Here is a 25,646-nt window from a genome sequence, read left to right on the forward strand (position 1 = left end):
GCCTCCAGTTACAGCATCGGTGTTTCAGCTGGCGTCACGGTCGCCTCGCTTTCTACCACATGCACTTTCACGCCGTTACTCAAGCGAACTTGACCTGTGGTCACCACACGGTCACCATCTTTTACGCCATCCAGTACGTGCACGATATCTTTATTACGTTCACCCACTTTGACAACGCGCTGTTCGACACGCTCTTCACCATCTTTGTTGGTGATTACGTATACGCTGTCGCCGTAAAGGGTAAAGGTAATCGATGTTTGCGGCAGCACGATTTGATCGGTCAATTTCGGCAAAATAATGTTGGTGCGGGCAAACATACCACTGCGTAATTTGCCATCGCTGTTTGGAATATTGGCTTGAACTTGAATCAGACCACTTTGCGCATTGACTGCGGGTTCAATCGCAGAAATGCTGCCTTTAAACGAACGGTTAGGGTAGGCATCAACTTTGATGTCCACTTCTTGGGCGATATGAATACGCGAGATTTCGGTCTGTGGCACGGTAAAGCGAATGCGCATCACGCTGGTGTCTTCAAGGCGAACAATGTCGGTACCGGCTTGCAGATATTGACCAAGGTAGACATTACGAATACCGATCATACCCGCAAATGGGGCATTGATTTCACGGCGACTAATCGCAGCTTTCAAGCTTTCAATATCAGCCTGAAGGGACAAAAAGCTCGCTTCTGCATCGTCAAAGTCTTCTTTGGACAGCGAACCTTTCTTATACAGACCTTGATAGCGTTTGAATTTCGCTTCGGCAGCCGGCAGGCGAGCTTGTGAGCTCTTTAAGTTGGCGCGCTCGACTGAAGTATCCAGAGCAACTAACGGCTGGCCTTTACGGACTTGGGTTCCGGATTCAAATGAGATTTTATCAATCACGCCGCTGGTTTCGTTGGCGATCATTACCCCTTGGTTCGGTTCGATAAAACCGATCGCTTCAATCACCGGTACCCAGTCGACCGATTTCGCCGTCACCTCAGTGACCGGAAAACTTTGCTCCGGCATATTGGCGAGGTATTCGGCAATTTTCTTTTGCTTAAACATATTGAAACCAATCACGCTGCCAAACAGAAGCACCGCGATAAGTAACATCAGAAAGGTCCACTTTTTCATCGTGACACAAACTCCAGATTTTAATGAGTAATGATGGCATCCCAACTTGCGTTGATGATGTCGTCTATGCTGTCTTGTATTGAAAGAATGCCTTGGCGCTGCTTAGTTAACATCATCACGATGGGTGAAAAACTAAGGTGCATTAAGGTCTCGTTGTCGAGCGGTTTGATAAACCCTTGTTGCTTTCCCTGATCAAGTATTTGATGAACCTGGCTAAACAATTGCTTTTCTAGCGATTGAATAGACTTATCTCCAAGCGTTGGAAGTGATTCATATTGAGCACGATTACTAATGACGGAGGTATTGGACTCATTCAGGTTCCAAATGTTGAGGCATATAGTACGGTGCTTTTGTTTAATTGACATGTCAGCGTCAAGGCCATGCTGTATTGCATCGGCAATACGATGAGCGACGTGTTTGCGAACTTGCCGGAGTAAATGCTCTTTGTCCGTAAAGTAGCGATAGATAGTGCCAGCCGCGATACCAGCGCGATTGGCGACTTTTTGCATAGAAAGACCGCCAAATCCGACTTCAGCAATCAGTTTTTCGGCCGCTTCTATAATTTGAGTGTATTTTTCTGGGCTTAACGGTTTCGACATAAAAATATAAATGAATGAATGTTCATTCATTTATAAACCTAGTCCAAAATTTTTGCAATCCACTTGTGCAGTAAAAGTGATGTTTATCTCGATTCGCGATTGGAATCGAGTAGCGAGGGGATTATCATTAGCAGCCTGAATAAAAGGATTGTGACTGAAATGAAGTTAAACCCCAGCCAAGACGAAGCGGTAAAATATGTATCCGGGCCTTGCCTAGTACTGGCTGGTGCCGGTTCAGGAAAAACCCGCGTGATCACGAATAAGATCGCCTATCTGGTACAACAATGTGGCTATAAAGCGCGAAATATCGCAGCCGTGACATTTACCAATAAAGCGGCGCGCGAGATGAAAGAGCGTGTCGGCCAGACGCTTGGCAAAGCCGAATCCAAAGGTTTGATGGTCTCAACCTTTCACACCCTAGGTTTGAATATCATCAAACGTGAATATAAAGCGCTTGGTTTGAAAGCGGGGTTTTCACTGTTTGACGATCAAGACCAAATGGCGCTACTCAAAGAGCTAACCGAGAAGCAACTGGACGGTGATAAAGACCTATTGCGTCAGTTATTGAGTACCATTTCTAACTGGAAAAACGATATGTTTAGCCCCGAGCAAGCCAAAGCGTATGCTCAGGGCGAACAGCAGCAATTGTTCGCGTTTTGTTTTGAGATGTACCAAAACCAGATGCGAGCATACAACGCGCTCGACTTTGACGACTTGATTTTGATGCCAGTGCAACTGCTCAAGACCAACCAAGAGGTACGCGAGCGTTGGCAAAATCGCATTCGCTATCTGCTGGTGGATGAATACCAAGATACCAACACCAGTCAGTATGAACTGGTTAAGCTGTTGGTTGGGCAACGCGAACGTCTGACCGTAGTGGGTGATGACGACCAGTCTATCTATTCCTGGCGTGGCGCCAAGCCGCAAAACTTGATTTTGCTTGGCCAAGATTATCCTGGCCTGCGTTTAATTAAGCTTGAGCAAAATTACCGCTCAACCAGCCGAATTCTACGTGCGGCCAACATTTTGATTGCCAATAACCCGCACGTGTATGAAAAATCGCTGTTTTCTGAAATTCCCGACGGTGAAAAACTCAAAGTTTTGCTCGCCAAAAACGAAGAGCATGAAGCAGAGCGAATTACCGGCGAACTTATTGCACATAAGTTTTTAAATCGCACCGAATATCGCGATTATGCGGTTTTGTACCGTGGTAACCATCAGTCGCGCTTGATTGAAAAATCCTTGATGCAAAACCGTGTGCCGTACAAGTTGTCGGGTGGAACATCGTTTTTCGCCCGCGCCGAAATCAAAGACATCATGGCCTATTTGCGTATTCTGGTGAATCCAGATGACGACAATGCATTTTTGCGTATTGTGAATACGCCGCGCCGTGAAATCGGCCCTGTTACCTTAGAAAAATTGGGCAGTTACGCCAATATGCGTGGCAAAAGCCTATTTGAGGCAAGTTTTGAAATGGGTCTTGAGCAAACGCTAGGTGGACGCGGGTTAGAAAACCTGCGCCGATTCACTCAGTGGTTAGTTAAAGTGAGTGATGAAGCTGAGCGAGGCGATACCGTTTCGGCGGTGCGCTCGTTAGTGCGTGATATCCATTATGAAGATTGGCTGTACGAAACCTCTTCAAGTCCGAAAGCGGCGGAAATGCGCATGAAGAACGTTTCGGACTTGTATTCATGGATCGTCGCTGACTTGGAAGGCGATAACTACGACCAGGAAGAGAAGACCCTCAAAGAGGTGGTTCAGCGTCTCACGCTGCGTGACATGATGGAGCGCGGTGAAGAAGACGATGATACCGATGCAGTGCAGTTAATGACGCTACACGCGTCCAAAGGTCTTGAATTTCCTTACGTATATCTGATGGGCGCGGAAGAGGGCATTTTGCCGCACCAAACCAGCATTGATGAAGATAATGTCGAAGAAGAACGCCGCTTGATGTATGTGGGGATTACTCGTGCCCAGCGGGAACTCACTTTTACGATGTGTAAAGAGCGCCGCCAGTTTGGCGAGCTTATCAAGCCAACGCAAAGTCGTTTTTTGGACGAATTGCCTTTTGATGATGTGGAGTGGGAACAGACCAAGAAACCGGTGACGCAGGAAGAGCGTATGGCTAAAGGCCAAGCGCATATTGCGAATATCCGCGCCATGTTCAATAAGAAATAATCATTAGCGCTGCGAAAAACAAAAAAGCTGGCGACTCTACGCCAGCTTTTTATTGTCTGAATGGCTATAACGGGTACTACAAACCTTCAATCATATGGTCGATGGCCGCGACGATTTCATCATCTGAGCAGTCCATACAGGTGCCGCGTGGTGGCATGGCATTGAAGCCATTGATAGCGTGATCTTTAAGGACATCTTTGCCTTTAGCAATGCGCGGCGCCCAGTTATCCGCATTGCCTTTGATTGGCGCGCCACTGACTCCAGAGCCGTGACAAGCAATACAGAAAGTACCGTAAACTGTTGCTCCATCGCGAGGGCCGCTCGGCGCTTTAGCGGCAACAGGTTCGCTACCCGCCAAATAAACATCACCCACTGGTTTAATTCGTTCAGCGATATCATCATACTGCTGCTGGGTGATCGTGGCGGCCACTGAAGAAAAACTCAGTGACGCGAGAGCGACGTACAAGATTGATCGAAACATAGACATTAAGCTCACTTCCATTGCTATAGATATAGATAAGTTGGGGCTTATCTTCATTATTAGAGTATCGGAACTGATCAGCAGTTAGATCAACTGTTAAATCAATGTAAATAATGGGTGATTATATCCCGTTAACTTATGCTCATAAACAACAAGTTATTCTCTACAAGGGGTAGGTCACATGAGAAATTGGTTGTTTACACGCGTTAATTGCCCAAAAAGGCGTCAAACGACAAAAAAAAGTTGAAAAAGTACTAGACGATGAATTGGGATCTACGTATTATTCCACTCCGCCGATAGGGCATGCGCCCGTAGCTCAGTTGGATAGAGCGTTGGCCTCCGGAGCCAAAGGTCGAAGGTTCGAATCCTTTCGGGCGTGCCAATTCATCCGGAAGGCTTTATCGGTAGGAAAACAGTGGTGGCTATAGCTCAGTCGGTAGAGCCCCGGATTGTGATTCCGGTTGTCGCGAGTTCAAGTCTCGTTAGCCACCCCATTATTTAGGTAACTTCGGTTCCCTGCTTTGAACTTGTTCGAGGCGAAATTAAATCGGTGAATAGCGTGGTTTGATGGCGCATCCCGATTTTGGAATAAGCGGACCAGAGGGTGACCCTCTGAGCGATGTTCCAGTCAAAAGATTTAGTTCGGTGAATAGCGCAGCTTGGTAGCGCATCTGGTTTGGGACCAGAGGGTCGGGGGTTCGAATCCCTCTTCACCGACCACTTTTTGATTCTTCCGTTAAAATACGAAAGAATAACAACTTAAATGTTGTAATGAATTATGGTGGCTATAGCTCAGTTGGTAGAGTCCCGGATTGTGATTCCGGTTGTCGCGAGTTCAAGCCTCGTTAGCCACCCCATTCTTTAGGTAGTGTTAACTCCCTGCTTTGCAATACAAAGCGAAATTAAGTCGGTGAATAGCGCAGCTTGGTAGCGCATCTGGTTTGGGACCAGAGGGTCGGGGGTTCGAATCCCTCTTCACCGACCACTATACGAAAGCCTCGTCAGTAATGACGGGGCTTTTTTTATGCTTATCGTTTGGGAATCGGTTTCAGGCGAGTGAAGACTTTGGGTCGGGGGCCGGAAGCCCAGCCGCGTCGAATCCCTCTTCACCGACCACTCTACGAAAGCCTCAGCTCGCCGGCCGCGTCAGTAATGACGGGGCTTTTTTTATGCTTATCGTTTGGGAATAGGTTTCAGGTTAGTGATGACTGTGGGTCGGGGGCTGGAAGCCCAGCCGCGTCGAATCCCTTTTCACCGACCACTATACGAAAGCCTCAGCTCGCCGCCCGCGTCAGTAATGACGGGGCTTTTTTATGCTTATCGTTTGGGAATCGGTTTTAGGCGAGTGATGACTGTGGGTCGGGGGCTGGAAGCCCAGCCGCGTCAAATTCCTCTTCACCGACCACTATACGAAAGCCTCAGCTGGCCGCCCGCGTCAAATCCTTCCTTATCGCCCATCGATTACCCAAGTATTGGTTTGCCATTCATTACGTATTTTGAACCATTGATTCTTTTATTCAGCAAATGGCTTTTGCGGTTAGCGAACTTGGTTATGCCACGGTGTTTGGTGGCTAGGTTGGTCTGGTTGTGAACTATTTTTCTATATTATAAACAGTTAGTTACTTGTATATTTCCAATGTAGTATGAAGTAAAAGGATCATCGAGTATCTGCTGTAAACCTTAGTGGAGAGATCATGCTCAAAGCCGAATAATCGGCTGTTTTGGCACATTACAGACGGTATTTTCGTGCTGTTTATTGCAAAAATATGTCGATATATTGAGTTTTAATTCATTAATTTTGAACTAATCCCTCGCTTTATGGTGCATTTACCACCGTAGCAAATAAAAACCGCTACCTTTTGTAATCTATAAGTTTAATTTATTAATTTAGAGTTTTATGCTGGAATTTGGCTTTGTTTTTGGTTTTTAATTTCAATGAATTGCTTTACATTTGCTCATTTGTTTTATAGTTGTTAATTTTGGAATTTAAATTTTCTATGGGTTTTTATTCTGAATAGGAAAAATAAAAACTCAGCTTATGTTGCTGTGATGCTTTTGCACATGGATATTGTGCGACATGCCATAAAAAGGTGCTTGTGATGTTTTATTCACTATTTGAGCATTGTGATTCGAATATGCTGCTTTATATCTGCTTGAACTCGACTTTTTATACTCTGTTTGTTGCTTTTTAGTGAAATATTTGCCAGATTGATGGGCTAGTAGATTGCCAGAGTTTTATGCTGGTACGAATGGATTCAACTTTCAGACAGGGCAAAAGTGCCGCAGTTGTAGAGGTCTGGTAATGTCACTTTTAGAAGTCAAAAACCTTCGCATTGAATACCCATCACGCCATGGCGTTCACGCCGCGGTTAAATCGCTCTCTTTCAGTATCGAACGTGGCGAAATCGTTGGCGTTGTTGGTGAGTCGGGCGCAGGGAAATCCACCGTTGGTAATGCCGTGAGCGATCTTTTGAGTCCTCCGGGTCGAATTGCGGGCGGGGAAGTATTCCTTGATGGTGAAAAAATTTCTGGCCTCTCTGCACAAGAGATGCGCCAAATCCGTGGTTCAAAAATTGGGTTTATTTTCCAAGACCCAATGACATCCTTGAACCCGCTGTTCACGGTTGAGCATCAACTTAAAGAAACCATTCACGCCAATATGAAAGTCTCGGATGAAGAGGCTTATAAGCGTGCGTTATCGCTGATGAACCAAGTTGGTATTCCTCAGCCAGAAAACCGTCTTAAGCAGTATCCCCACCAATTTTCTGGCGGTATGCGTCAGCGTGTGGTGATTGCGATCGCTTTAGCTGGCGAACCTGACCTTATCATCGCCGATGAGCCCACCACCGCACTGGATGTATCAATTCAAGACCAAATCCTGCAGCTGATTCGTGACTTGTGTATTGAGCACAATGTCGGTTGTATGCTGGTGACTCACGATATGGGCGTGGTATCGAACGTCACCGACAAAGTGGCGGTTATGTATCGCGGCGACTTGGTGGAATTTGGCCCGACGGCAAAAGTGCTTGGCACGCCAGAACATCCGTATACCCACAGTTTGATTTCCGCTGTGCCGCGCTCTGACACCAAACTTGACCGTTTTCCTTTGGTGAATTATATCGAAGAAGCGCAAGAGCATAAGCCGCTAGATGTCAAAAACCACTGGTTGGGGCAAAGCCAAGACCAGCGGGTTTACACGGGTCCATTACTCAACGTAGAGCACGTAAATTTGCGCTTTACCACCAAAGATTCACTGTTTGAAAGTCGCCGCGAATACGTTCAGGCGTCTGACGATGTCAGCTTTGAAGTGTTTGAAGGTGAAACCTTTGGTCTGGTGGGTGAATCGGGTTCAGGCAAGTCGACCATCGCTCGAGTGATTGCCGGTTTATATCAGCCAAATGAAGGTAAAGTAACCTTTGAAGGGATTGATTTAACTGCGATGACCTCGGAGAAGCAACGCCGTCCGATTCGTCGTCAAATGCAGATGGTGTTCCAGAACCCGTATACCTCGATGAACCCGCGAATGAAAATTTTCGACATCATCGCGGAGCCAATTCGTTTTCATAAGTTGACGAAAAATGAAGCCGAAACGCGTCAGATCGTCAACGATCTGTTGGATCACGTCGGTTTAGGCCGTATGGCTGGCGTCAAATATCCTCATGAGTTTTCTGGCGGTCAACGCCAACGTATTTCGATTGCGCGTGCTCTTGCAACGCGTCCTCGCTTACTGATTTGTGATGAGCCAACTTCGGCACTGGATGTGTCGGTACAGGCGCAAATTCTTAATTTGCTTAAGGATTTGCAAGATGAGCTCAACTTGACCATGTTGTTTATCAGCCACGATTTACCTGTGATTCGCCAGATGTGCGATCGCGTCGGGGTGATGAAAATGGGTAAATTGCTTGAAGTTGCACCGACGGAGCAGTTGTTCAATCACCCACAACATGAGTACAGTAAGAAATTGATTTCTTTAATGCCTGAATTTACAGGCTTAAGAGAAGATGTAAAAACGGCTTAACTTAAAAAGGCCGTCACATTGTCAGGCTTGCCTGAATTAATAAACAGAAGCAAATACAACAACTAGGGATTGGATTCCCGCATAAGGAGTTATGCAATGAAAACCATGAAAAGCAAGATAGCAGTGGCTTTAATGGCAGCTGGTTTGAGCTTCGCAGCAGCGGCTGCGGATATCACTGTTGCTTATGACGCTGACCCAGTTTCTCTTGATCCACATGAGCAGCTATCTGGCGGCACACTGCAAATGTCTCACATGGTGTTTGATCCTCTAGTTCGTTACACCCAAGATTTGGATTTTGAACCACGCCTAGCAAAAAGCTGGGAGCGTAAGGATGATAAAACCTTCCGTTTCCACTTGCGTAAAGGGGTGAAATTCCATTCTGGTAACGAACTGACTGCGGATGACGTCGTTTGGACTTTCAAACGTCTTAAAGACTCGCCAGACTTTAAAGCGATCTTCGAACCATATTCAGAAATGGTTAAAGTGGATGATTACACCGTTGATCTCGTATCAAAAGGTGCTTACCCACTGGTTCTACAAACAGCAACTTACATTTTCCCAATGGACAGCAAGTTCTACTCAGGTAAAGCCGCTGACGGTACTGAGAAAGCGGCTATCGTGAAACACGGTAACTCATACGCTTCTACTCACGTTTCAGGTACTGGTCCATTTATCGTGACTTCACGTGAACAAGGCGTAAAAGTTGAGTTTGAACGCTTTAAAGATTACTGGGACAAAGATTCAAAAGGTAACGTTGACCACCTAACACTTGTGCCAATCAAAGAAGACGCTACTCGCGTAGCGGCGCTACTTTCTGGCGACGTTGATATGATTGCACCGGTTGCACCGAACGATCACAAACGTGTTGAGTCTGCAAAAGGTGTTGACCTTGTGACGCTACCAGGTACTCGTATCATCGAGTTCCAAATGAACCAAGATTCAAACCCAGCGCTAAAAGATGTACGTGTGCGTCAAGCTATCGTATACGCAATCAACAACAAAGGTATTGTTGACAAGATCATGAAAGGTTTTGCAACCGCAGCGGGCCAACAAAGCCCTGCAGGTTACGCGGGTTACAACGCAGACCTAGTGCCACGCTACGATCTGAAAAAAGCCAAAGAGCTGATGAAAGAAGCGGGTTACGAGAAAGGCTTTACGCTAACGATGATCGCGCCAAACAACCGTTATGTTAACGATGCGAAAATCGCGCAAGCGGCGGCTGCTATGCTGTCAAAAATCGGCATCAAAGTTGACCTAAAAACCATGCCAAAAGCGCAATACTGGCCTGAGTTTGATAAATGTGCAGCAGACATGCTGATGATTGGCTGGCACTCAGATACTGAAGATTCAGCGAACTTCTCTGAATTCCTAACCATGACTCGTAACGAAGAGACAGGTAAAGGTCAGTACAACTGTGGTCACTACTCAAACCCAGAAGTCGATAAGCTGGTTGAAGATTCAAACCTAGAAACTGATCCTGCGAAACGTGCACAGATGCTACAAAAAGTTGAAGCGACTCTGTACAACGAAGCGGCGTTTGTTCCTCTACATTGGCAAAATCTCGCTTGGGGTGCGAAGTCTACTCTGCACATCAAACCAATCGTAAACGCAATGAACTTCCCATACTTCGGCGACCTAGTGGTTGATGAGAAGTAAGGATAAGTTGCAATAAGTTATGCCACGCCTTCTGTGCGGACTGCATGGAAGGCGTGTTTTCATCATTTGGCGTACTCACTTTTGTTCAGTCGAGTTAGGCGCAATTTTTAAGGCTGAATAGTTTCGCACCTTTGGGTGTATCGCAGATTCTTCATGGAAAGTTAAGGGGCAAGGAATGTTTTCGTTTCTGGTCAAGCGCCTGTTTCAGGCACTGATAGTGATGTTTGTGATCAGTTTAGTGGCGTTCGCCATTCAGGATAACCTGGGTGACCCGTTGCGTGAGCTTGTCGGTCAGTCGGTTTCAGAAGCAGAGCGTCAAGCGCTGCGTGATGAACTCGGCCTCAACGATCCCTTCATTACAAAATACACACGCTTTATCACTGCCGCAGTTCACGGTGATTTAGGCACTTCTTATTTCTTCAAGCGTCCAGCCGTTGATGTCATTTTAGAAAAACTGGTTGCCACGCTTGAGTTGGTGTTTGGCGCAAGCCTTATCATCATCGTTTGCTCGATTCCGCTTGGCGTCTATTCAGCGATCAGGCCCAAAAGCATCTTCACTAAAATTATCATGGCCGGCAGTAGTATCGGGATTTCGATTCCTGTGTTCCTAACCGCGATCATGCTGATGTACGTATTCTCAATTGAATTAGGTTGGCTGCCATCTTATGGGCGTGGGGAAACCGCCAATCTCCTTGGCTGGGAGTCTGGTTATTTTACCCTTGATGGTCTTGCACACTTGATTCTGCCTTGCGTATCACTTGCTTCAATCATGTTGCCACTGTTCATTCGTTTGGTGCGTTCTGAAATGTTGGAAGTCTTGAGCTCGGAGTACATTAAATTCGCGCAAGCCAAAGGTCTGCCGCTGAAAAAGGTTTACTACCAACACGCATTGAAAAATACCATGTTGCCAGTGCTGACTGTCGGCGGGGTACAAATCGGGACTATGGTTGCCTACACGATTTTGACCGAAACCGTTTTCCAATGGCCGGGAACCGGCTTCCTTTTCCTTGAAGCAATCAACCGCGTCGATACGCCGCTCATCACCGCTTACGTTATTTTCGTGGGCCTGATTTTCGTCGTTACCAACACTATCGTTGACTTGCTGTACGGGTTGATTAACCCAACTGTGAACCTAACAGGAAAAGGAGCGTAATCATGACTCAATCGGTTCAAGTTCCTTCTCGTTGGGAACGCTTTAAATCTTCAGATTTTCTTTACTATTTCCGCCGCGATAAAGTGGCGATGTTCAGCTTTGTGGTTTTTCTGGTGTTTGCCATTATCGCTTTGCTGTCGCCATGGATTGCGCCGACTAACCCATACGATTTATCGTCCATTGATATTATGAACTCCGAATTACCGCCAGCTTGGCTTGACGGTGGTGATGCGAGTTTCGTACTCGGTACTGATGACCAAGGCCGCGACATTTTATCGACGATCTTTTACGGTTCGCGCCTATCACTCACTATCGGCTTTTTGGCGGTTGCTCTGCAGCTGTTCTTGGGGATCATGATTGGTTTGTCCGCTGGTTACTTCGGTGGTCGCGTGGACAGCTTTTTGATGCGCTTTGCTGATGTCCAGCTGTCGTTCTCAACCATGATGGTGGCGATCATTGTATCGGCAATTTTTAAAGCCAGCTTTGGTAGCGAGTTTTACAGCCAATATGCGGTTGTGATGTTGGTGGTGATCATCGGCATTGCTGAGTGGCCGCAATACGCGCGTACCATTCGTGCTTCGGTATTAGCTGAGAAGAAAAAAGAGTATGTGGAAGCAGCGCGCGTGATGGGCTTTAAGTCGCCACGCATTATGTTCCGCCACATCTTGCCAAACTGTTTATCACCGATTTTGGTTATCTCTACTGTTCAGGTGGCAAACGCCATCATGTCGGAAGCGGCACTTTCCTTCCTCGGTCTGGGTTTGCCGGTTGATCAGCCTTCACTAGGCTCGCTTATCAGCATTGGCTTTAACTACATCTTCTCAGGTTCTTGGTGGATTACTGTGTTCCCAGGCATAGTGCTTGTGACCTTGGTTCTGGTTATCAACCTTTTAGGTGACTGGCTACGCGACGTATTTAACCCCAAAATCTACAAAGGGTGATCTCATCCTAAGATTTATTAACAAAAATGTTCCTACACTAAGAGTCGTTATCAATAACGGCTCTTTTTTTGCATTTATTTTTTTCTCAACAGTGAACCGTCAATAATGTCACTATTAAATCATTATGAGTAAAAACATATGGATAACACGATGGCTGTAAAATCTGCACGTCCTTGGGCGATACTCTTCAGTTTGTCTGCGCTTTCTGTTTCGTTTTGGACTTCACCTACCAGTGCTGAGGATTTTTTGTGTGATGCCAAACAAGCCTCCAGCCAACAACTACCGGTTTTAGACAAGAGTTGTCCAATCGGTCGCGGTTTATGGGGTAACCAACAACCGAAAAACAATGCATCACTCTTTTGGATTCAATGTGGCTTGCTTGATAAGCCTTTATCATTAGCGCGTGCTAAATCCCTGTATAAACACATTTCGACCGATGTATGGATGAAACCTGAAGGTAATAATGTTCGCTGTTTGATTGGCCCTTACAAAGATTTTCAAGAAGCTAAGCGTGATCTGTCTTCGCTAAGAACTGAGCGCGCTTATAAAGAAGCGTTTATTCGTGAAGTGATCCCTGGTGTTGCTAATCCGCCAGTCACAGCGGCTAAGCCTGCGGCGAAACAGAAACCGGCTGCGAAAAGCGCGCCGAAAAGTAACCAAACCACCACAGTATTAAGCGCGCCGAAACCGGCTCCAGCCAAAACGCCAGTGCCCGTTGCTACGGCTCAAGCACCTGCAGCAAAAGCCATCAGTGCTAAAGACATCGATACTCGCCTGAAAGGACGCGTTGCCGATGTGGATTATGTGGTGCCGTATATTATGCACAGCGATCACCAGTTCTATATGGAGCATGGCCTCGCCTGGAATCGTTTGAACTACGATGATGCTGTCTATGTGTGCCGCCAGTTGGGCATGAAATTGCCGACCGAAGTGGAATGGTCGCGTTTGCTGAAATCCGATGTGCTGGCTAAAGATAAGTGGCCAATCCATTTACCATACTGGGGAAATGATCGTCGCGGATTGTTTACTAACGGAAAAGTGACCAAGCTCAAAGGTACCTCTTTACTTAATATCATGTGTACCAAATAAAAGACTGCAAACGGTTTGACATTCTATTAACACTCCATGACTGCAGTATGACTTGGTCAAGGGAGCACCTTATAGACTCGAAGATGACCCCGTGTTGGACTCATGTTTATTAAAAGGTGCTTCTATGAAAAAACTACTCCTGAGTGTGACGCTTTCGCTAGCGACTCTTTACGCTATGCCGGCATCGGCTGAAGTTTCACCTAAAGTCGATGGTCAAGCAGCAGCACAATCGAATCCTAATCCTACACATCAGCGCATTGGTGAAATCCAAAGCGAACTCAATAAAATTTGGGATCAGGCATTTAAACAAGACCCAGATTTAGTCAAAGCCGCAGACAAAACCAATGAGCAGCTTAAAGAGAAAGCTGACGAGATTGGTTACGATCCAAACGTGATGAAATCGGCTCTGGCTAAAGCACAGACCAAACTGTCTGACAGCAGCATGTCTGATGATGACCGCAAAGAAGTTATGGCTGGCTTGAAAGAAGTTCAAGACGACCAAGCAGAAGTGCGTGCCAAATTCTTGGCCGATCCAGAAGTGCGCAAACTGAATGAAGATCTGCAGGAAAAAGTGATTTCAGCGATGAAAGAAGTCAATCCTAAGACAGAGCAGTTGATCAGCGAAATGGATATGTTGCTGGCATCAATGAAGAAATCTTCATAATTCGCAACGCTTTTCGATGAAAAAACGCCACACAGATGTGTGGCGTTTTTTATGTCTGTAAACCGAGCTAATCAGTTTTTGGCTTCGATGTACCAAGGGTACACTTTGCGAATAAAGTAGCGCAGCGCAAAGTCGATGGTCACGCCAAGTAGCGTAATGATCAGCACATAAGGAATGATGACTTCCATATTCATATAGCGGCGCATCAAGAAGATTCGATAACCCAAGCCGTTGGTGGACGAAATGCCTTCTGCGGCGATAACAAATAGCCAGGCGCTGCCTAGGCTTAGCCTTACTGAGTCAACCAACTTAGGAATCACCATTGGCATGATGATGCGGTACGTGATGGCCAGATTGCCAGCTCCCAGAGTCTGGGCTTTGACTATGGTTTCTTTGGGCAGCGCTGAGACATACAAACAGATGTCGCGAATCAAAATCGGCGCCGTACCGATGAACACCAACATAATTTTGCCAAAGTCACCGACGCCAAAGGCGATAAACAGAATCGGCAAAATTGACAGCGGTGGCACCATCGCAATAAAGGTGATCAAAGGGTTACTGAGCGCGCGAAAACCGCGATACAGACCCATATTGAGGCCAATAATCAATGCAGTGACGGTTGCCATCAATACGCCAGCAAAAATGCGATACAACGAAAATAACGAGTCTGACAGCAGTAAGTAGTCGCCGCTGCGCACGTCTTGTTGAAAAGCCATTCGTCCGGTGGCATCGAGCATCTGCAGCGCCGAAGGCAACAGCTTGTCGCTTTCGTTCACCAAATGGCGCATGTGAGAGGCTGAGAAATACACCACCATCAATAGCAAAAAGGGCACCACCGCCAGCAGCCAACGAGTTTGCCCGGAGGGCTGGGCATGTAAGCCAAGAAATTGGGGACGCTTCATGTAATCGCTCCTTGGAAAGAAAAACGGCCCAACAAAGCTGCTGGGCCGAACACGTTAGAGTTTGCCCTGAGCTGCCAGCGCCATGTAGCTTGGGTCGAAACGCAGTTTGATGTTGTGCTTGTCACCCAGCACTTTGCCGTTTGGAAATTCAATACCGACAAAGTTGGCGTCAGCCGCACCTTGACCAAATAATCCATGCTCAAACGAGAATTGGCGAATGTAGTCCATGGTTTTGTAAGTCTTGTCCGCGTTAAACACCTCAACTGCTTTGGCTGGATCAAAGTACATATAAGTAGTTTTCAGTTGGGCAAGGAATTCCGCTTCGGTTGCGCCAGAGTTCTCGGCCATTTCACGTACTAGCGCAGAAGCCTGTTTTGAGCGTGAATTCAATTGACCCATCAGTTCATACCAAGCGCCAGTGATGGCTTTTTTAAAGTTATCACTGGTATCGGTGCGCACCACCAACATATCCATGATCTCTTCAGGAATTTGGCTTGAGTCAAACACCATTTTGGCGCCTTTGGCATTACGCACCACTTGCAGTGGTGGGTTCCAAGTGACGGCTGCGGCATTTTTATCGGCCACAAACAGTGAAGCGATGTCGGCATCAGAGGTATTGACTATGGTCAGGTCGCGTTCGCTCATGTTGTTTTGCTGCAGCGCACGAGTCAGTAAGTAGTGCGAAACCGACAGCTCAACCAAGTTGATGTCGCGGCCTTTGAGGTCTTTAATGCTGTCACCGTTTTTCATTACGATGCCGTCATTACCATTTGAAAAATCGCCTAAAATCAGCGCAGTAGAATCCACACCACCTGCGGCTGGAATGGTCAGCGCGTCCATGTTGGCCATGGTACAAGCATCGTAAGCGCCTGAGGTAAAAAGGTTAATCGACTCTACGTAGTCGTTAATCAGCGACACTTCGATATCAACATCGTATTTTTTCTCCCAGCGCTTGAGAATGCCGGTAGATTCCAGCAAAGCGTAAGGTTCCCAACCGGTGTAGTGGCTGTAACAGACTTTAAAGTGCTCGGTGGCTTGTGCTGGCGTCACTGCCAAGGCTGACGCAGCAACCACGCCCAAACCCAATAAACGTTTGATAGATTTCATGCTCGGATCCTTAGTTCAAAATGACGCGAAACTGTTCTTTGGTCTGTTGACCCTGTTCGATACGTTTGATGTTGTCGTCCATTTCCGAAGTCATGGTCTTCAACTCGTCGATGCCACTCTTCATTGCATCGATCGCTTCGGCGCGATAGTTACTGACGTGCGCCATCGCTTGCAGAGTTTTGCTAAAGGCAGACTTCATCACTTCAACTTGAATGTACGGCTCAGACGCTTGCTGCATCACTGCCGCGCCTTGTGATTCAAGACGGTCGGCAATGTCGGCAATCATTTTGGCGGTCACTTCTTTAGATGACTGCAACGCCACCAGCACTTTTTTCTGACGTGCTAAGGCAATGGCTAATGATGTCGCAACACCTAGCGCGGTCATGGTGTGTTTCAGCGCACGGTCGACGCCGCGAATGAGCTCTTCGTTGGTTTTGATGATGAACTCACTGGTCACCCAAGCCTGTTGATAAACGGCTTTTGAGGTCAACAAGTCTTGATGGCGCTGACGCATCGGGAAGAGCACTTCATCTTTTAGAAAACGCAGCTGATTTTCATCACTGATTTGCGCGATACGCGTTTCGAGATTGTTGTCGATGTAAGCGGCAAAGTTGATGTAGTCATCAAGAGAAAACAACGTTTTACGGTAGCGAATCTGGTCTTCTTTGAGCGTGGTGTTATCGCGTTTTAACTTAGCTTTACCTTGCTCAAGGCCGGTAGCAATACTTTTGATGATCGCCTCGGTCGATTGGTACTTCGCAATCCATTGTTGCAGCGCCGTTGGTACGCCGATGCGCGCCAGAAAACGACGGAAACCAGATACCGAGGTGAAATCAAAGCCATTTGGATCAATGCTGCGCGCGGTGTCTTCAAGCTTAAGCAAGTCGAGTGCGATGTCGCCGCCGTTCTCAGCATCGGCCATTAACTCTGACATCGGCGCTTGCAGCAGTTTGGATTGTTCCGTCAAACGCAGTTCAATGTCATTACCCAGAGTTTTGGTCTCAGTGGTGACTTGCAGCTGGGCGTCTAAGTCTTTGGGATCGATGGTGGTGATTTTTTCTAACCACTGATCGGCGGCCATTTTGGCTTCGCCTTCCAATCGGGATTCGTTGTTTGTGGTGATCTCTTGCTTAATCGCATCAACGGTTGGAAGCGATAGTGCGTTTTGAGACTCAGTAGCCGTAGTCGTTGTCATTCATTATCCTTTTTGATTTGAGATGTCGTATTTTTCTGCTCGTGAAATGAGGGTGTGAATTTCTTGCATTGCATGTTCAAGGCCGATGGTGCCGAGTCCTTCGCGAGTCTGAATTGACCCAAGGTTGCTCGATACGTCATCGAGTTTGGTCATGGCTTGTTCGTTAATTGAAAGCAGGTGCAGCATGTCGTATTGCGCATCTTGATAGATATCGAGGCGCTTAGTCAGTGCGTCGCGGGTTGATTGATCGAGTGACTCGCCGTTTTTGAGCTGTTGGCGAATGTGTTTCACGTCGATGGCATTAATGCTATGGCGCAGCACCATAAAGCGGCGCAGGTTGTCGACCGCGCTGAAATACAGCTGTTCTGCGGTGGTGAGATAGCGTTTATGCGCCATTTCATCGCTATCAAACTGTAAATTGAGCACGGTTGTGAAGGCGCTGAACTTGTCTTTGAGCTGGCCTAGCTGATGCAGCGCCTGGTGCTCTTTGAACTCGCTTAGACCGTCGTGGACACTGGTTTCAATCTGAACCCGCCTTGAACAGGTTTCTTGGCGCACTTTTTCAATCAGTGCCAGCATCGATTTGTGCCGCCCAATCACGTTGCGATACAAAGTAAAGCCGCCGCACACCAGCAAACTAAAAATTGCCGCGACCAGCAGAAATGCCACGCCGTCATATTGGGCAAACAAAAACGCCGCCAAACCCGCTAAAGCGCCAACCACAAAGGTGGACAGCGTCAGCGGGTGATTGATGGTCTCTTTACGTAAACGCTGTTTAAGATCGCGTTCACTGAGAGGGTTCGAAGCTAGGTTTGCCATTATGGATTCCTCGCTTTGAGAATCAGTTCGACTCGAGGAAGACGATATTTGTAGGCACGATAACTTTCGTTTGGCAGACGACTTAGCGGCTCATCCGAACCTACGCCGAGCGCCTGCATACGTGCATCTTGAATGCTGTGAGTGATCGATAAATAACGAACCACCGCTTCGGCTCGCTCTTGGCTGAGCTTACGGTTCGCTTGTTTGTCACCATTAATACCGGTATGGCCTTTGACCAAAATACGAAAGTTTGGATAGTGGCTGAGGTCTTGCGCTGCCTGATCCAAGGTGCGTTTGGCTTCCATCGACAGCTGGTCGCTAGAACTGGCAAATGGAATCTGGCGAACTTTGAGTGTGCCGACATCACGCAGCGAGCGCCACTGAGCATCATTTAACGTGGCAAACTTGACGTCGGTTGCGGTTTGCGTACGGTTCTGTTTTGGGTCGACCAGCTGAGTGAACAGTTGGTCAACGAAATGACTGTTGGTGATGAGGTAGGGGTTTTCATCCGGCAGCGGGTTTTTATCTAACACTTTGGTGGCGTGTAAAATGTCGTAACTGCTGTCGATGACATCAATCAGATATTCACTGTTAGAGATCTGCTGGCTGGTGGTCGAAAACCAGTCGTAGGCGTTGTCGGCCAATGTTGCCCACTGCACGCCTTTGAGCATCGCTTGAACTTCTGTGGTGTCTAAGCCGGTGTTTTTCTTAAGCTCACTAACCAAGCTGTCCGGCGCGTTGCGATAACCATCGAGCGCTTCAAAATAACGTTGCAGCACTTGCTGAACAATATCGGGGTGCGCCTGGGCATAATCGCGATTCACCAGCAAAACATCGACGATCAGATGCTCGGTATCTTCGGTGCCGAGAATCTTTTTAATCCCTTTAACTTGTAGCGCTTTGGTGACGTTCGGCTCCCACAGCACCGCCGCATCGACTTGATGATTTTCCAGCATCGCTTCGGCTTGCTCAGCGCTGTCGCTGGCGACTAACCATTTTCCGCGGCTTTGGAAATTTTGCACATCAAAGTGCACCGCCAATGAACGCACCAGATGTTCACTCGGACTATCGGGCGTCAGCGCAACGCGCAAGTTAGGGTTGGTTTTCAACTCGTCGATTGAGGAAACCGTATCTTCCCAAGCCACTAAAGCGTCGCCGCCTTTGGATTCATCAATCACTGCGATGATGGTGGCGGAAAACTGAGTCTTCTGACCTAAGGCGAGATACGCGTCGACACTCGATACCGCAAATTGCAGGTCGCCATTTTTTAACTGTTCAAAGCGCTTTTCGAGGTTGGTTTGTTGCTCGCAGCTGCTGCGAATACCATCGTTACGCAGCGCCGACTTAAAATTTCGGCTGCACAGCGGGTAGTAACCCACCCAGCTGTCGACACCGATTTTGACGCTGGCACGAATCGATTTCGCATCAGACGTGGCGAGCGTGTGAGCTGTTGAGCGATCGTCCGTCACGTCTTTAAGTACAAATAATCCGATCACGCCCAGGATGAAGATCACTGCCGCGATAATTTTATTCATTGCGCGCTCCCATTATCAAAATGGTCACTGTCATATTGCGGCGCTTCGGCTAACACCGCGGTTAGCCCAGACAACAGCTCATCGGCGTTGGAAGCCGGGTGGTAATTGATGATGCCTTGTTGATTGAGTGAGTGGTCACTGCCGATACAAAAGCCAATGGTGTGAATATTGATTGGCGTGTTGGCGACAATTTTGCTCACTTGAGCGCGCAGATCTTTAGGGTCGTTGGCAACGCCATCGGTCAGAACCACGATGTTGTACTCACCGTAACCCAACTGTTTTTGGCCTTGCTGTTCGAGTTTGGCCGCTGCATACACCATGCTGTCGGCCAGCGGTGTGGTGCCGCCGGCGACAATCGCGCTGGTGAGATTAGACAGCCTTGACGCATTAACCGGTTGAATCGCGCTTAGCTGCTGAACACCCTTGGAACTAAAGGCAAGTAAGCCCAGGTTGCTGTCTTTTGGCAGAGTTTCAAAGAAGCGTTTAATCGCTTGTTTGGCGACCGCAATGCGGCGGTGGCCATCGCCACATTCGGTTGAGCCCATTGAGCCGCTGGCATCGAAAATAACGTAGTAGTTATTGGCATTGAGGTCAGTTGCCAGCGTGTCTGCTTGGCCGTTTGGCCAAGCTTGATCAGCACCGCGCAGTGCGTAGCTTTCACTGCCAGATAGACCATCAATGATGATATTGCTGGTTTCAAAAGGCGGTGGAGCAGGTTGGTCGACTTTCGCCACAGGAGCTGGCGCTTCTTCGTTCCCACAGCCGCTCAGTAAACTAATGCACAGCAACGACAGACAAAATTGAGAGTTTTTCATGCTGGTACTCCTTGGTTATAGCGGGCTGAAAGCACTTTCTTCGGCTTCAACTTGCAGTAAACGGAATACCACGCGCATGTTGCTCAACCACTCTTTCTCGTTGCGCGGCGCGCAAGGGTCGACGCCACAAATGCCGGTCTTTGGATTAGAAATACCGTGGCCGATCACAGAGAACTGCGACTCATCCAATTGAACGTGATTTTGCGCTGCATAATCCATGATCGCTTGGCGAACTTGCTGGGCGCGGGTCATTGAGAGGTTCTTAGCACTTTGTTTGATGCGATTAAGCACAAACGCCGATTCGTGCTCTTTTTTCTTGCGCAGATAACCCATAGGGTCGCTGTGACCTTCAATAGTGATGACCGCGCCAGCATAGGTTTGCGACAGCTCAACAACACGTTTGAAGTTGCTTTGATACAAGGATTGGTCAAACGCTTTTTGGTTAGGTTTAAAGTAGACCTCAAACTCAAAAACGGTGCTGTTATCTAAGGTGCCTTGCTTCTGACGAGATTCGACGACTTTGGCCACTTGTTGGCTATCAAATGCGGTTTTGACTGGGGTCGAACTGCCGGTTGCGAGCAATTTGTAGTTGATGTCGGCTTTGAGCACTTTGCCTGCCGCGCGAATCACACCAAACTCTCTCAAGCCTTGTGAAGACTCTTTTACCACTTGCTCAAAGTTACGGAAATTTTTGTCATCTTGGAAAAACGCGATGTTGCCGTTGGCGCCAGCGATGGTCGCATCACCAAGTAACGCTTCGGCTTCGGTTACGGCCTCTGGCGTGTCGAGCAGTAATTTGGCCGACGCTGCCATCAATTTACGATAGTCAGCGTTTTTGTCGGGATGATTGCTAAGCGCCTGTTGCGCTTTGGTCATCGCCGAGACGAATTTTTCAATCTGGTCTTTGTGCTGATCGTAATAGTCTTTACGTACAGCGTAGACATCTGCAATCACGCGGTTGGCGGTTTTGGTGGAAAGCAGAATATGGGCGCCTTTGATGCTGTCTTCAGAGCCCGTTCCTACGTTACCGCCGGATGATGCGGCGAGGGCATCGGGAGTGATCATAAACGCGGCATCGACTTTCGAGCTACGCAAAGCTTCTAACGGCGTCTGTGAGGTGCCGGACAGGTCGCGAGTCCAGACGAAGTGGTTGTCTTTTATCTTACAGCCAGCATCGCTCAAAATGCGATATGCGTAGTTGAGGTGAGGGCCGTCGTAGTTAATCGCGATGGTTTTACCACACAGATCCGAAGCTCGTTTGATGTTGTTTTTGACCACCAAAGCATCGCCACCAGAAGACCAAGTCAACTGATAGAACACCACCGGAGTAAGCTGGCTGTTGTTATTCACCGCTGATGCCGCCATGTTGATCATCGACATCGAGCCGCGCAAAAACGGCGATTTACCTTGAATGTAATTTTTGAGCTGATTTTCAAAAATATCTTCGCGCTCGAGTTTGAATTTCAGGCCGATGCTACCAAACAGCGAGTGGCTGTCGGTTACGGCATTGGAGCCGTTGGCAGAAATGGTTGCGATGTCGCCGCCCCAAGTAATTAACGGCAGGTTATAAGGTCCAGAATGGACATTTTGCGCACTGGGTAAGTTGCGGTTTTCGATTGGAGTGACAGTGATGGAATCCACCGCTTGGGCCGCGAGTGGAAAAGTGAGCGCGCAAGCTAAAGCGAGCCGTTTCATAAGCTTATCCTTAATCTTGATAATTCGTGAATGAGGTGATGTCAGCCATTAAGTACGGAAACTGTCCTGATGCTTGAGGTTGAAGTTGTTAATGTACTGTTTGACGTCAGGGTCAAAGGCTCGGCTTTTGACTTGTGCAATAAGCTCTTGAAACTCAACGTTGGTTTTGATTTCGGTCGAGTGAGCGACGCGGGCTAACGGATGGTCTTCAACTATGGTTGCCCCGTGGGCTTGCACAGTGTCTCCGCTGTTATAGTATTGGCTCAGTGCCAGTAAGCGGGAGCCGACAAAGCAGGCTTCCTCTAGGCTGTGAGTGATAAACAGAATGGTTAGCCCCATGGACTCCCACAGTTCAAGTAAAAACACTTGTAGCTGTTCACGAGTATCGGGATCTAATGCACCGAACGGTTCATCCATTAACAGAATTTTGGGGTGGGCAATTAAAGTTTGAGCAATCGCAGCGCGTTGCTGCATACCGCCGCTCAATTCGTGAGGGTACTTATTGGCGGCGTGGCTTAAACGAACGCGCTCGAGATAATACAGCGCCGCTTCGCGAATTTGGCTGGCATTGGGCGTTGCGTTGTCTGCAAGACCGAGATAGCGAGGGCCAAGCATGACGTTTTCCAGCACCGTCAAATGTGGAAACAAACTGTATTTTTGATACACCACACCGCGACGCGCATCGGGTAAACCGATGATTTTGCCATCGAGGTGTATGGTGCCAGAATCCGCGACTTCTTGGCCAAGGATTAGGCGCAGCAAAGTGCTTTTACCACATCCTGAAGGCCCGACCACAGAGCAAAATTCGCCCTCTCGAATCGCCAGATCGATATCACGTAAAATCGTTTTTCCGTCGTAGCTTTTGTACACATCTTCTAAGTGCAGAATGTGTTTTTCGGCCATGCCTGTCTCTCCGTCTAATGTCAGCGTTTGCTAATGCGTTACATCACGGTCAACAGCTAGACGGGAACGATCCCACCGCCTTTGAAAGCAGTGGTGTAAATAGAGAGCCTAGCCATTGTGATTAACGCTTTATTTCTCACTGACCGGCATCGGGCGGTGAGCATTGTTATCGATTTTTTGTTTTTTTAGTCAGCAATAAGCGATTGATATAACCATCAATGCACTGAGTGCCGCACAGCAAAGGGGCGACCAAGATTGGAAAAAGATTTAAAAGTTTTCAGCGAGTGGGGAAAGGAATAATCGCAATGGGCGAATAAGGGAGATGAAACGGCGTATGTGGGATGAAAGGCATCTCAATTATGAGATGGCGGTTGCGATTACTGATTGTACATGTTCACTATTTCGGTCTAGAACCTAGGTTATGTTGAAATTGCAGTTTATTTTTTCTAAATATTCATGTTTGAAAATAACTATTTAAAAATTTTCAAATAAACTAAATGTCTGTTTTTTTAGAGTTTCTAAAAATAAATTTTCTATCCCAGTCAAGATTTTTTACTTACGGCATTTGAAGCATTAAAAATAAGCTAATATTTAGCAAATTATTGTTTAATTCTAAGGTTTATTTTTATGATATTGGTTTTAATAATATTGCATTATAAATAATAAACTTTAGGCCATTTTGTGTTGGCTATTTATTTTTGACAACGCTCAGTGTCAATATTAATTTAAATTTTGGTCAGGATTTGATCGTGAAACGGTAGTGTCGTTTGATTGTGTAGATGTTTATCTACAGAATAGAACTATACAGTGTTCAGCCGAGAATTAATTTCATTGTGAAGTTATACCCAATCGGAGCCAAGGGATTGTGAACTTTCGATACGATATCAACGGATTAAGAGCTATTGCTGTCATTGCTGTAGTTATATTCCACTTTAAGTCGACGCTTATGCCTGGTGGCTTTGCCGGCGTTGACATTTTCTTTGTTATTTCTGGTTTTTTGATGACCGGAATTATATTCCGTGGCTTAGAAGAAAACGCATTTAATCTGTTTAAATTTTACGTTGCGCGCGCTAATCGTATTATCCCTGCATTATCCGTCGTTTGTGTATGTTTACTAATTTATGGCTGGTTCTTTCTTTCTCCTATCGAATATCAAGAGGTTGGTAAACACGTCACCGCCAGCTTGTTCTTTGTTTCCAACATTGTTTACAAACATGAGTCCGGGTACTTTGATGCCGATTCACATTTCAAATGGCTATTGCACACTTGGTCTTTGTCGGTTGAATGGCAGTTCTATATTCTCTATCCACTGGTACTGGTACTTCTCAAACGCTTTTTATCGATAACCAACCTCAAGCGCTTAGTGGTTGTTGGGGCCATATTCAGTTTGCTGATCAGTATTGTTTTGACAATGCGCTCACCAACAGCGGCCTACTATTTATTTCCCACTCGAGCTTGGGAAATGATGTGCGGTGGTATCGCCTACATTTACCCTTTGTCGTTGAGTATCAAGTTAAAAAAACGGGTCGAGTGGGCAGGGCTGCTGCTTATTGTTTTATCCTATGCGCTGATCTCAAGCCATACGCCATGGCCAGGCTATTTGGCTTTATTACCAGTGTTAGGCGCGTACCTTATTTTGATCGCCAACCGTCAGGATAGCGTGGTTACCAATAATGTGGTGTTTCAATACATCGGCAAATGGTCTTACTCCATTTACCTATGGCATTGGCCTTTAGTGGTGTTTGGCTATTTCAGTATTGATTATTGGTTTATTTTCGGTGGGCCGTTATCGATTTTATTAGGATGGGTAAGCTATCGGTGGGTTGAATCGATTAAATTTCCAAGCCTGTTACAGTGGAAGACTATTCTCCAAGTCAAGCCATTGTGGTTATCGCTGGGTGTGGCGGTGTTTTCATTTACCGTTCTTTATATGAACGGTATTGATTCTACGTATCGGTCCGGTGCAACCTCACTTAGAGCTAAATTTTTAGATAAATACCTAACCTACGACATGGACCCATCAGGGCTATTCAACTTGTGCAATACATCGCTTCAAATCCATCTCACTGGCAAGGTACAAGTGAGCGATAAGTGTATTAGTGAGAAAACCGGTGGGGTGTTTTTATGGGGCGATTCGCACATGGGAGCTCTTTCCACTGGTCTGCGAAAAAATCTGCCACCGGACGTGCCATTTAGCCAGTTAACATCTTCTGGCTGCTTACCGTCATTTACTATTAAACGTCATGGTTCCAATCGCTCAGATATTGGCTGCGATTACTCAAATGGCATCGCTTACCAGTCGATTGTGAAAACCAAACCCAGAGTGGTGATTCTCGGAGCTCGACGCTTTCATGAGCAAAATGATTGGCTTAACACTGTTGATACGCTTAAAAGTTTAGGGGTCAAAAAGGTGATCATTATGGGGCCGTTTCCTCAATGGCAGCCGTCGCTTCCGCTGATTTACTTTCAAAAGCATTATGGTGAAGAATTTATTAGCGATAACAGTTTTGATCCGTCAGTGGTTGAAAATAATAGCTACCTAGAGCATATGCATGAAGACAACAACAAGTTTGTTTTCATCGACCTGTTTAAATCCCTGTGTCGATTCGCGACAGACAAAAATAGCTTTAGCTGTCGAGCTGAGGTTGACGGCGATTTAATTGCTTTTGATTACGGTCACTTGACCACCACAGGATCTGATTTTGTGGTTAAGAATTATATGATGAATGAGATAACCAGCGGATTGAGCTATTAATTGGAGACCTGAGCGCCTGTCAACCT

At 46.9% G+C, this 25,646-nt stretch carries 19 protein-coding genes and 5 tRNA genes; 13 read left to right on the forward strand and 11 right to left on the reverse strand.

Translation table 11 applies throughout. The features are described 5' to 3' along the window. Nucleotides 1–8: 8 nt before the first annotated feature. Nucleotides 9–1,115, reverse strand: coding sequence for an efflux RND transporter periplasmic adaptor subunit (locus BLS03_RS15395; protein ID WP_093275819.1), 1,107 nt, complete (start codon nucleotides 1,113–1,115; stop codon nucleotides 9–11). 20 nt (nucleotides 1,116–1,135) lie between these two features. After that, nucleotides 1,136–1,714, reverse strand: a complete 579-nt coding sequence (locus BLS03_RS15400) for a TetR/AcrR family transcriptional regulator (RefSeq protein ID WP_093275931.1) — start codon at nucleotides 1,712–1,714, stop codon at nucleotides 1,136–1,138. Between the two features lie 159 nt (nucleotides 1,715–1,873). On the opposite strand from BLS03_RS15400, the gene rep reads away from it, so the two are divergent. Beyond that, the gene (rep, locus tag BLS03_RS15405; protein ID WP_093275822.1) at nucleotides 1,874–3,892 is read left to right on the forward strand and encodes a DNA helicase Rep; all 2,019 of its coding nucleotides are present in this window, start codon (nucleotides 1,874–1,876) and stop codon (nucleotides 3,890–3,892) included. 76 nt (nucleotides 3,893–3,968) lie between these two features. Here the strand turns inward: rep and BLS03_RS15410 are convergent, their stop codons facing one another. Beyond that, entirely contained in the window at nucleotides 3,969–4,379 is a 411-nt protein-coding gene (locus BLS03_RS15410; RefSeq protein ID WP_093275825.1) for a c-type cytochrome, read from the reverse strand. A gap of 299 nt (nucleotides 4,380–4,678) precedes the next feature. Here BLS03_RS15410 and BLS03_RS15415 point away from each other — a divergent pair. The 11 genes from BLS03_RS15415 to BLS03_RS15465 all read left to right on the forward strand — a co-directional run bounded on the left by BLS03_RS15415 (nucleotide 4,679) and on the right by BLS03_RS15465 (nucleotide 13,894). Continuing rightward, nucleotides 4,679–4,755, forward strand: a tRNA-Arg gene (locus tag BLS03_RS15415). Nucleotides 4,756–4,791: 36 nt separating this feature from the next. Continuing rightward, nucleotides 4,792–4,867, forward strand: a tRNA-His gene (locus BLS03_RS15420). 149 nt (nucleotides 4,868–5,016) lie between these two features. After that, a tRNA-Pro gene (locus BLS03_RS15425) sits at nucleotides 5,017–5,093 on the forward strand. A 61-nt stretch (nucleotides 5,094–5,154) separates the two neighbouring features. Next, nucleotides 5,155–5,230 (forward strand) — tRNA-His (locus BLS03_RS15430). 51 nt (nucleotides 5,231–5,281) lie between these two features. After that, nucleotides 5,282–5,358: transfer RNA gene (locus BLS03_RS15435), tRNA-Pro, on the forward strand. Between the two features lie 1,317 nt (nucleotides 5,359–6,675). Next, nucleotides 6,676–8,391 carry an ABC transporter ATP-binding protein gene (locus BLS03_RS15440; RefSeq protein ID WP_093275827.1) on the forward strand — a complete coding sequence of 572 codons (1,716 nt, stop codon included), beginning with the start codon at nucleotides 6,676–6,678 and terminating at the stop codon, nucleotides 8,389–8,391. Between the two features lie 96 nt (nucleotides 8,392–8,487). Continuing rightward, complete coding sequence (locus BLS03_RS15445) at nucleotides 8,488–10,047, forward strand: ABC transporter substrate-binding protein (RefSeq protein WP_093275830.1); 1,560 nt, start codon at nucleotides 8,488–8,490, stop codon at nucleotides 10,045–10,047. A gap of 175 nt (nucleotides 10,048–10,222) precedes the next feature. Then, a complete protein-coding gene (locus BLS03_RS15450) occupies nucleotides 10,223–11,200 on the forward strand; it encodes an ABC transporter permease (RefSeq protein WP_093275832.1) in 978 nt (325 codons plus the stop codon). Between the two features lie 2 nt (nucleotides 11,201–11,202). Then, a complete protein-coding gene (locus BLS03_RS15455; protein WP_093275835.1) occupies nucleotides 11,203–12,141 on the forward strand; it encodes an ABC transporter permease in 939 nt (312 codons plus the stop codon). Between the two features lie 150 nt (nucleotides 12,142–12,291). Next, complete coding sequence (locus BLS03_RS15460; protein ID WP_245696712.1) at nucleotides 12,292–13,230, forward strand: SPOR domain-containing protein; 939 nt, start codon at nucleotides 12,292–12,294, stop codon at nucleotides 13,228–13,230. Between the two features lie 124 nt (nucleotides 13,231–13,354). Further along, entirely contained in the window at nucleotides 13,355–13,894 is a 540-nt protein-coding gene (locus tag BLS03_RS15465) for a hypothetical protein (protein ID WP_093275840.1), read from the forward strand. Nucleotides 13,895–13,965: 71 nt separating this feature from the next. On the opposite strand, the gene BLS03_RS15470 is transcribed toward BLS03_RS15465, so the two are convergent. Genes BLS03_RS15470 through BLS03_RS15505 form a run of 8 tightly spaced genes read right to left on the reverse strand, consistent with a single transcriptional unit; the run spans nucleotide 13,966 to nucleotide 22,865 of the window. Continuing rightward, on the reverse strand, nucleotides 13,966–14,796 hold the full coding sequence (locus tag BLS03_RS15470) for an ABC transporter permease (protein ID WP_093275842.1): 831 nt from the start codon (nucleotides 14,794–14,796) through the stop codon (nucleotides 13,966–13,968). A gap of 54 nt (nucleotides 14,797–14,850) precedes the next feature. After that, a complete protein-coding gene (locus BLS03_RS15475; RefSeq protein ID WP_093275844.1) occupies nucleotides 14,851–15,903 on the reverse strand; it encodes a putative urea ABC transporter substrate-binding protein in 1,053 nt (350 codons plus the stop codon). Nucleotides 15,904–15,913: 10 nt separating this feature from the next. After that, nucleotides 15,914–17,098, reverse strand: a complete 1,185-nt coding sequence (locus tag BLS03_RS15480; protein WP_093275847.1) for a toxic anion resistance protein — start codon at nucleotides 17,096–17,098, stop codon at nucleotides 15,914–15,916. 3 nt (nucleotides 17,099–17,101) lie between these two features. Next, nucleotides 17,102–17,917 carry a hypothetical protein gene (locus BLS03_RS15485; protein ID WP_093275849.1) on the reverse strand — a complete coding sequence of 272 codons (816 nt, stop codon included), beginning with the start codon at nucleotides 17,915–17,917 and terminating at the stop codon, nucleotides 17,102–17,104. Then, nucleotides 17,917–19,452, reverse strand: coding sequence for an OmpA family protein (locus BLS03_RS15490; RefSeq protein ID WP_093275855.1), 1,536 nt, complete (start codon nucleotides 19,450–19,452; stop codon nucleotides 17,917–17,919). The genes BLS03_RS15485 and BLS03_RS15490 overlap by 1 nt, the downstream gene beginning before the upstream one ends. Then, on the reverse strand, nucleotides 19,449–20,267 hold the full coding sequence (locus BLS03_RS15495) for a vWA domain-containing protein (protein WP_093275860.1): 819 nt from the start codon (nucleotides 20,265–20,267) through the stop codon (nucleotides 19,449–19,451). Before BLS03_RS15495 ends, BLS03_RS15490 begins: the two co-directional genes overlap by 4 nt. A 15-nt stretch (nucleotides 20,268–20,282) precedes the next feature. Continuing rightward, nucleotides 20,283–21,962 (reverse strand): ABC transporter substrate-binding protein, encoded by a 1,680-nt coding sequence (locus BLS03_RS15500; protein WP_093275864.1) that lies wholly within the window; start codon nucleotides 21,960–21,962, stop codon nucleotides 20,283–20,285. A gap of 48 nt (nucleotides 21,963–22,010) precedes the next feature. Further along, the gene (locus BLS03_RS15505; protein ID WP_093275868.1) at nucleotides 22,011–22,865 is read right to left on the reverse strand and encodes an ABC transporter ATP-binding protein; all 855 of its coding nucleotides are present in this window, start codon (nucleotides 22,863–22,865) and stop codon (nucleotides 22,011–22,013) included. Between the two features lie 865 nt (nucleotides 22,866–23,730). On the opposite strand from BLS03_RS15505, the gene BLS03_RS15510 reads away from it, so the two are divergent. Beyond that, nucleotides 23,731–25,620 (forward strand): acyltransferase family protein, encoded by a 1,890-nt coding sequence (locus BLS03_RS15510; protein WP_093275875.1) that lies wholly within the window; start codon nucleotides 23,731–23,733, stop codon nucleotides 25,618–25,620. Nucleotides 25,621–25,646: the final 26 nt, after the last annotated feature.

It is taken from the genome of Vibrio xiamenensis (assembly GCF_900100015.1).
GTDB classification, from domain to species: domain Bacteria; phylum Pseudomonadota; class Gammaproteobacteria; order Enterobacterales; family Vibrionaceae; genus Vibrio; species Vibrio xiamenensis.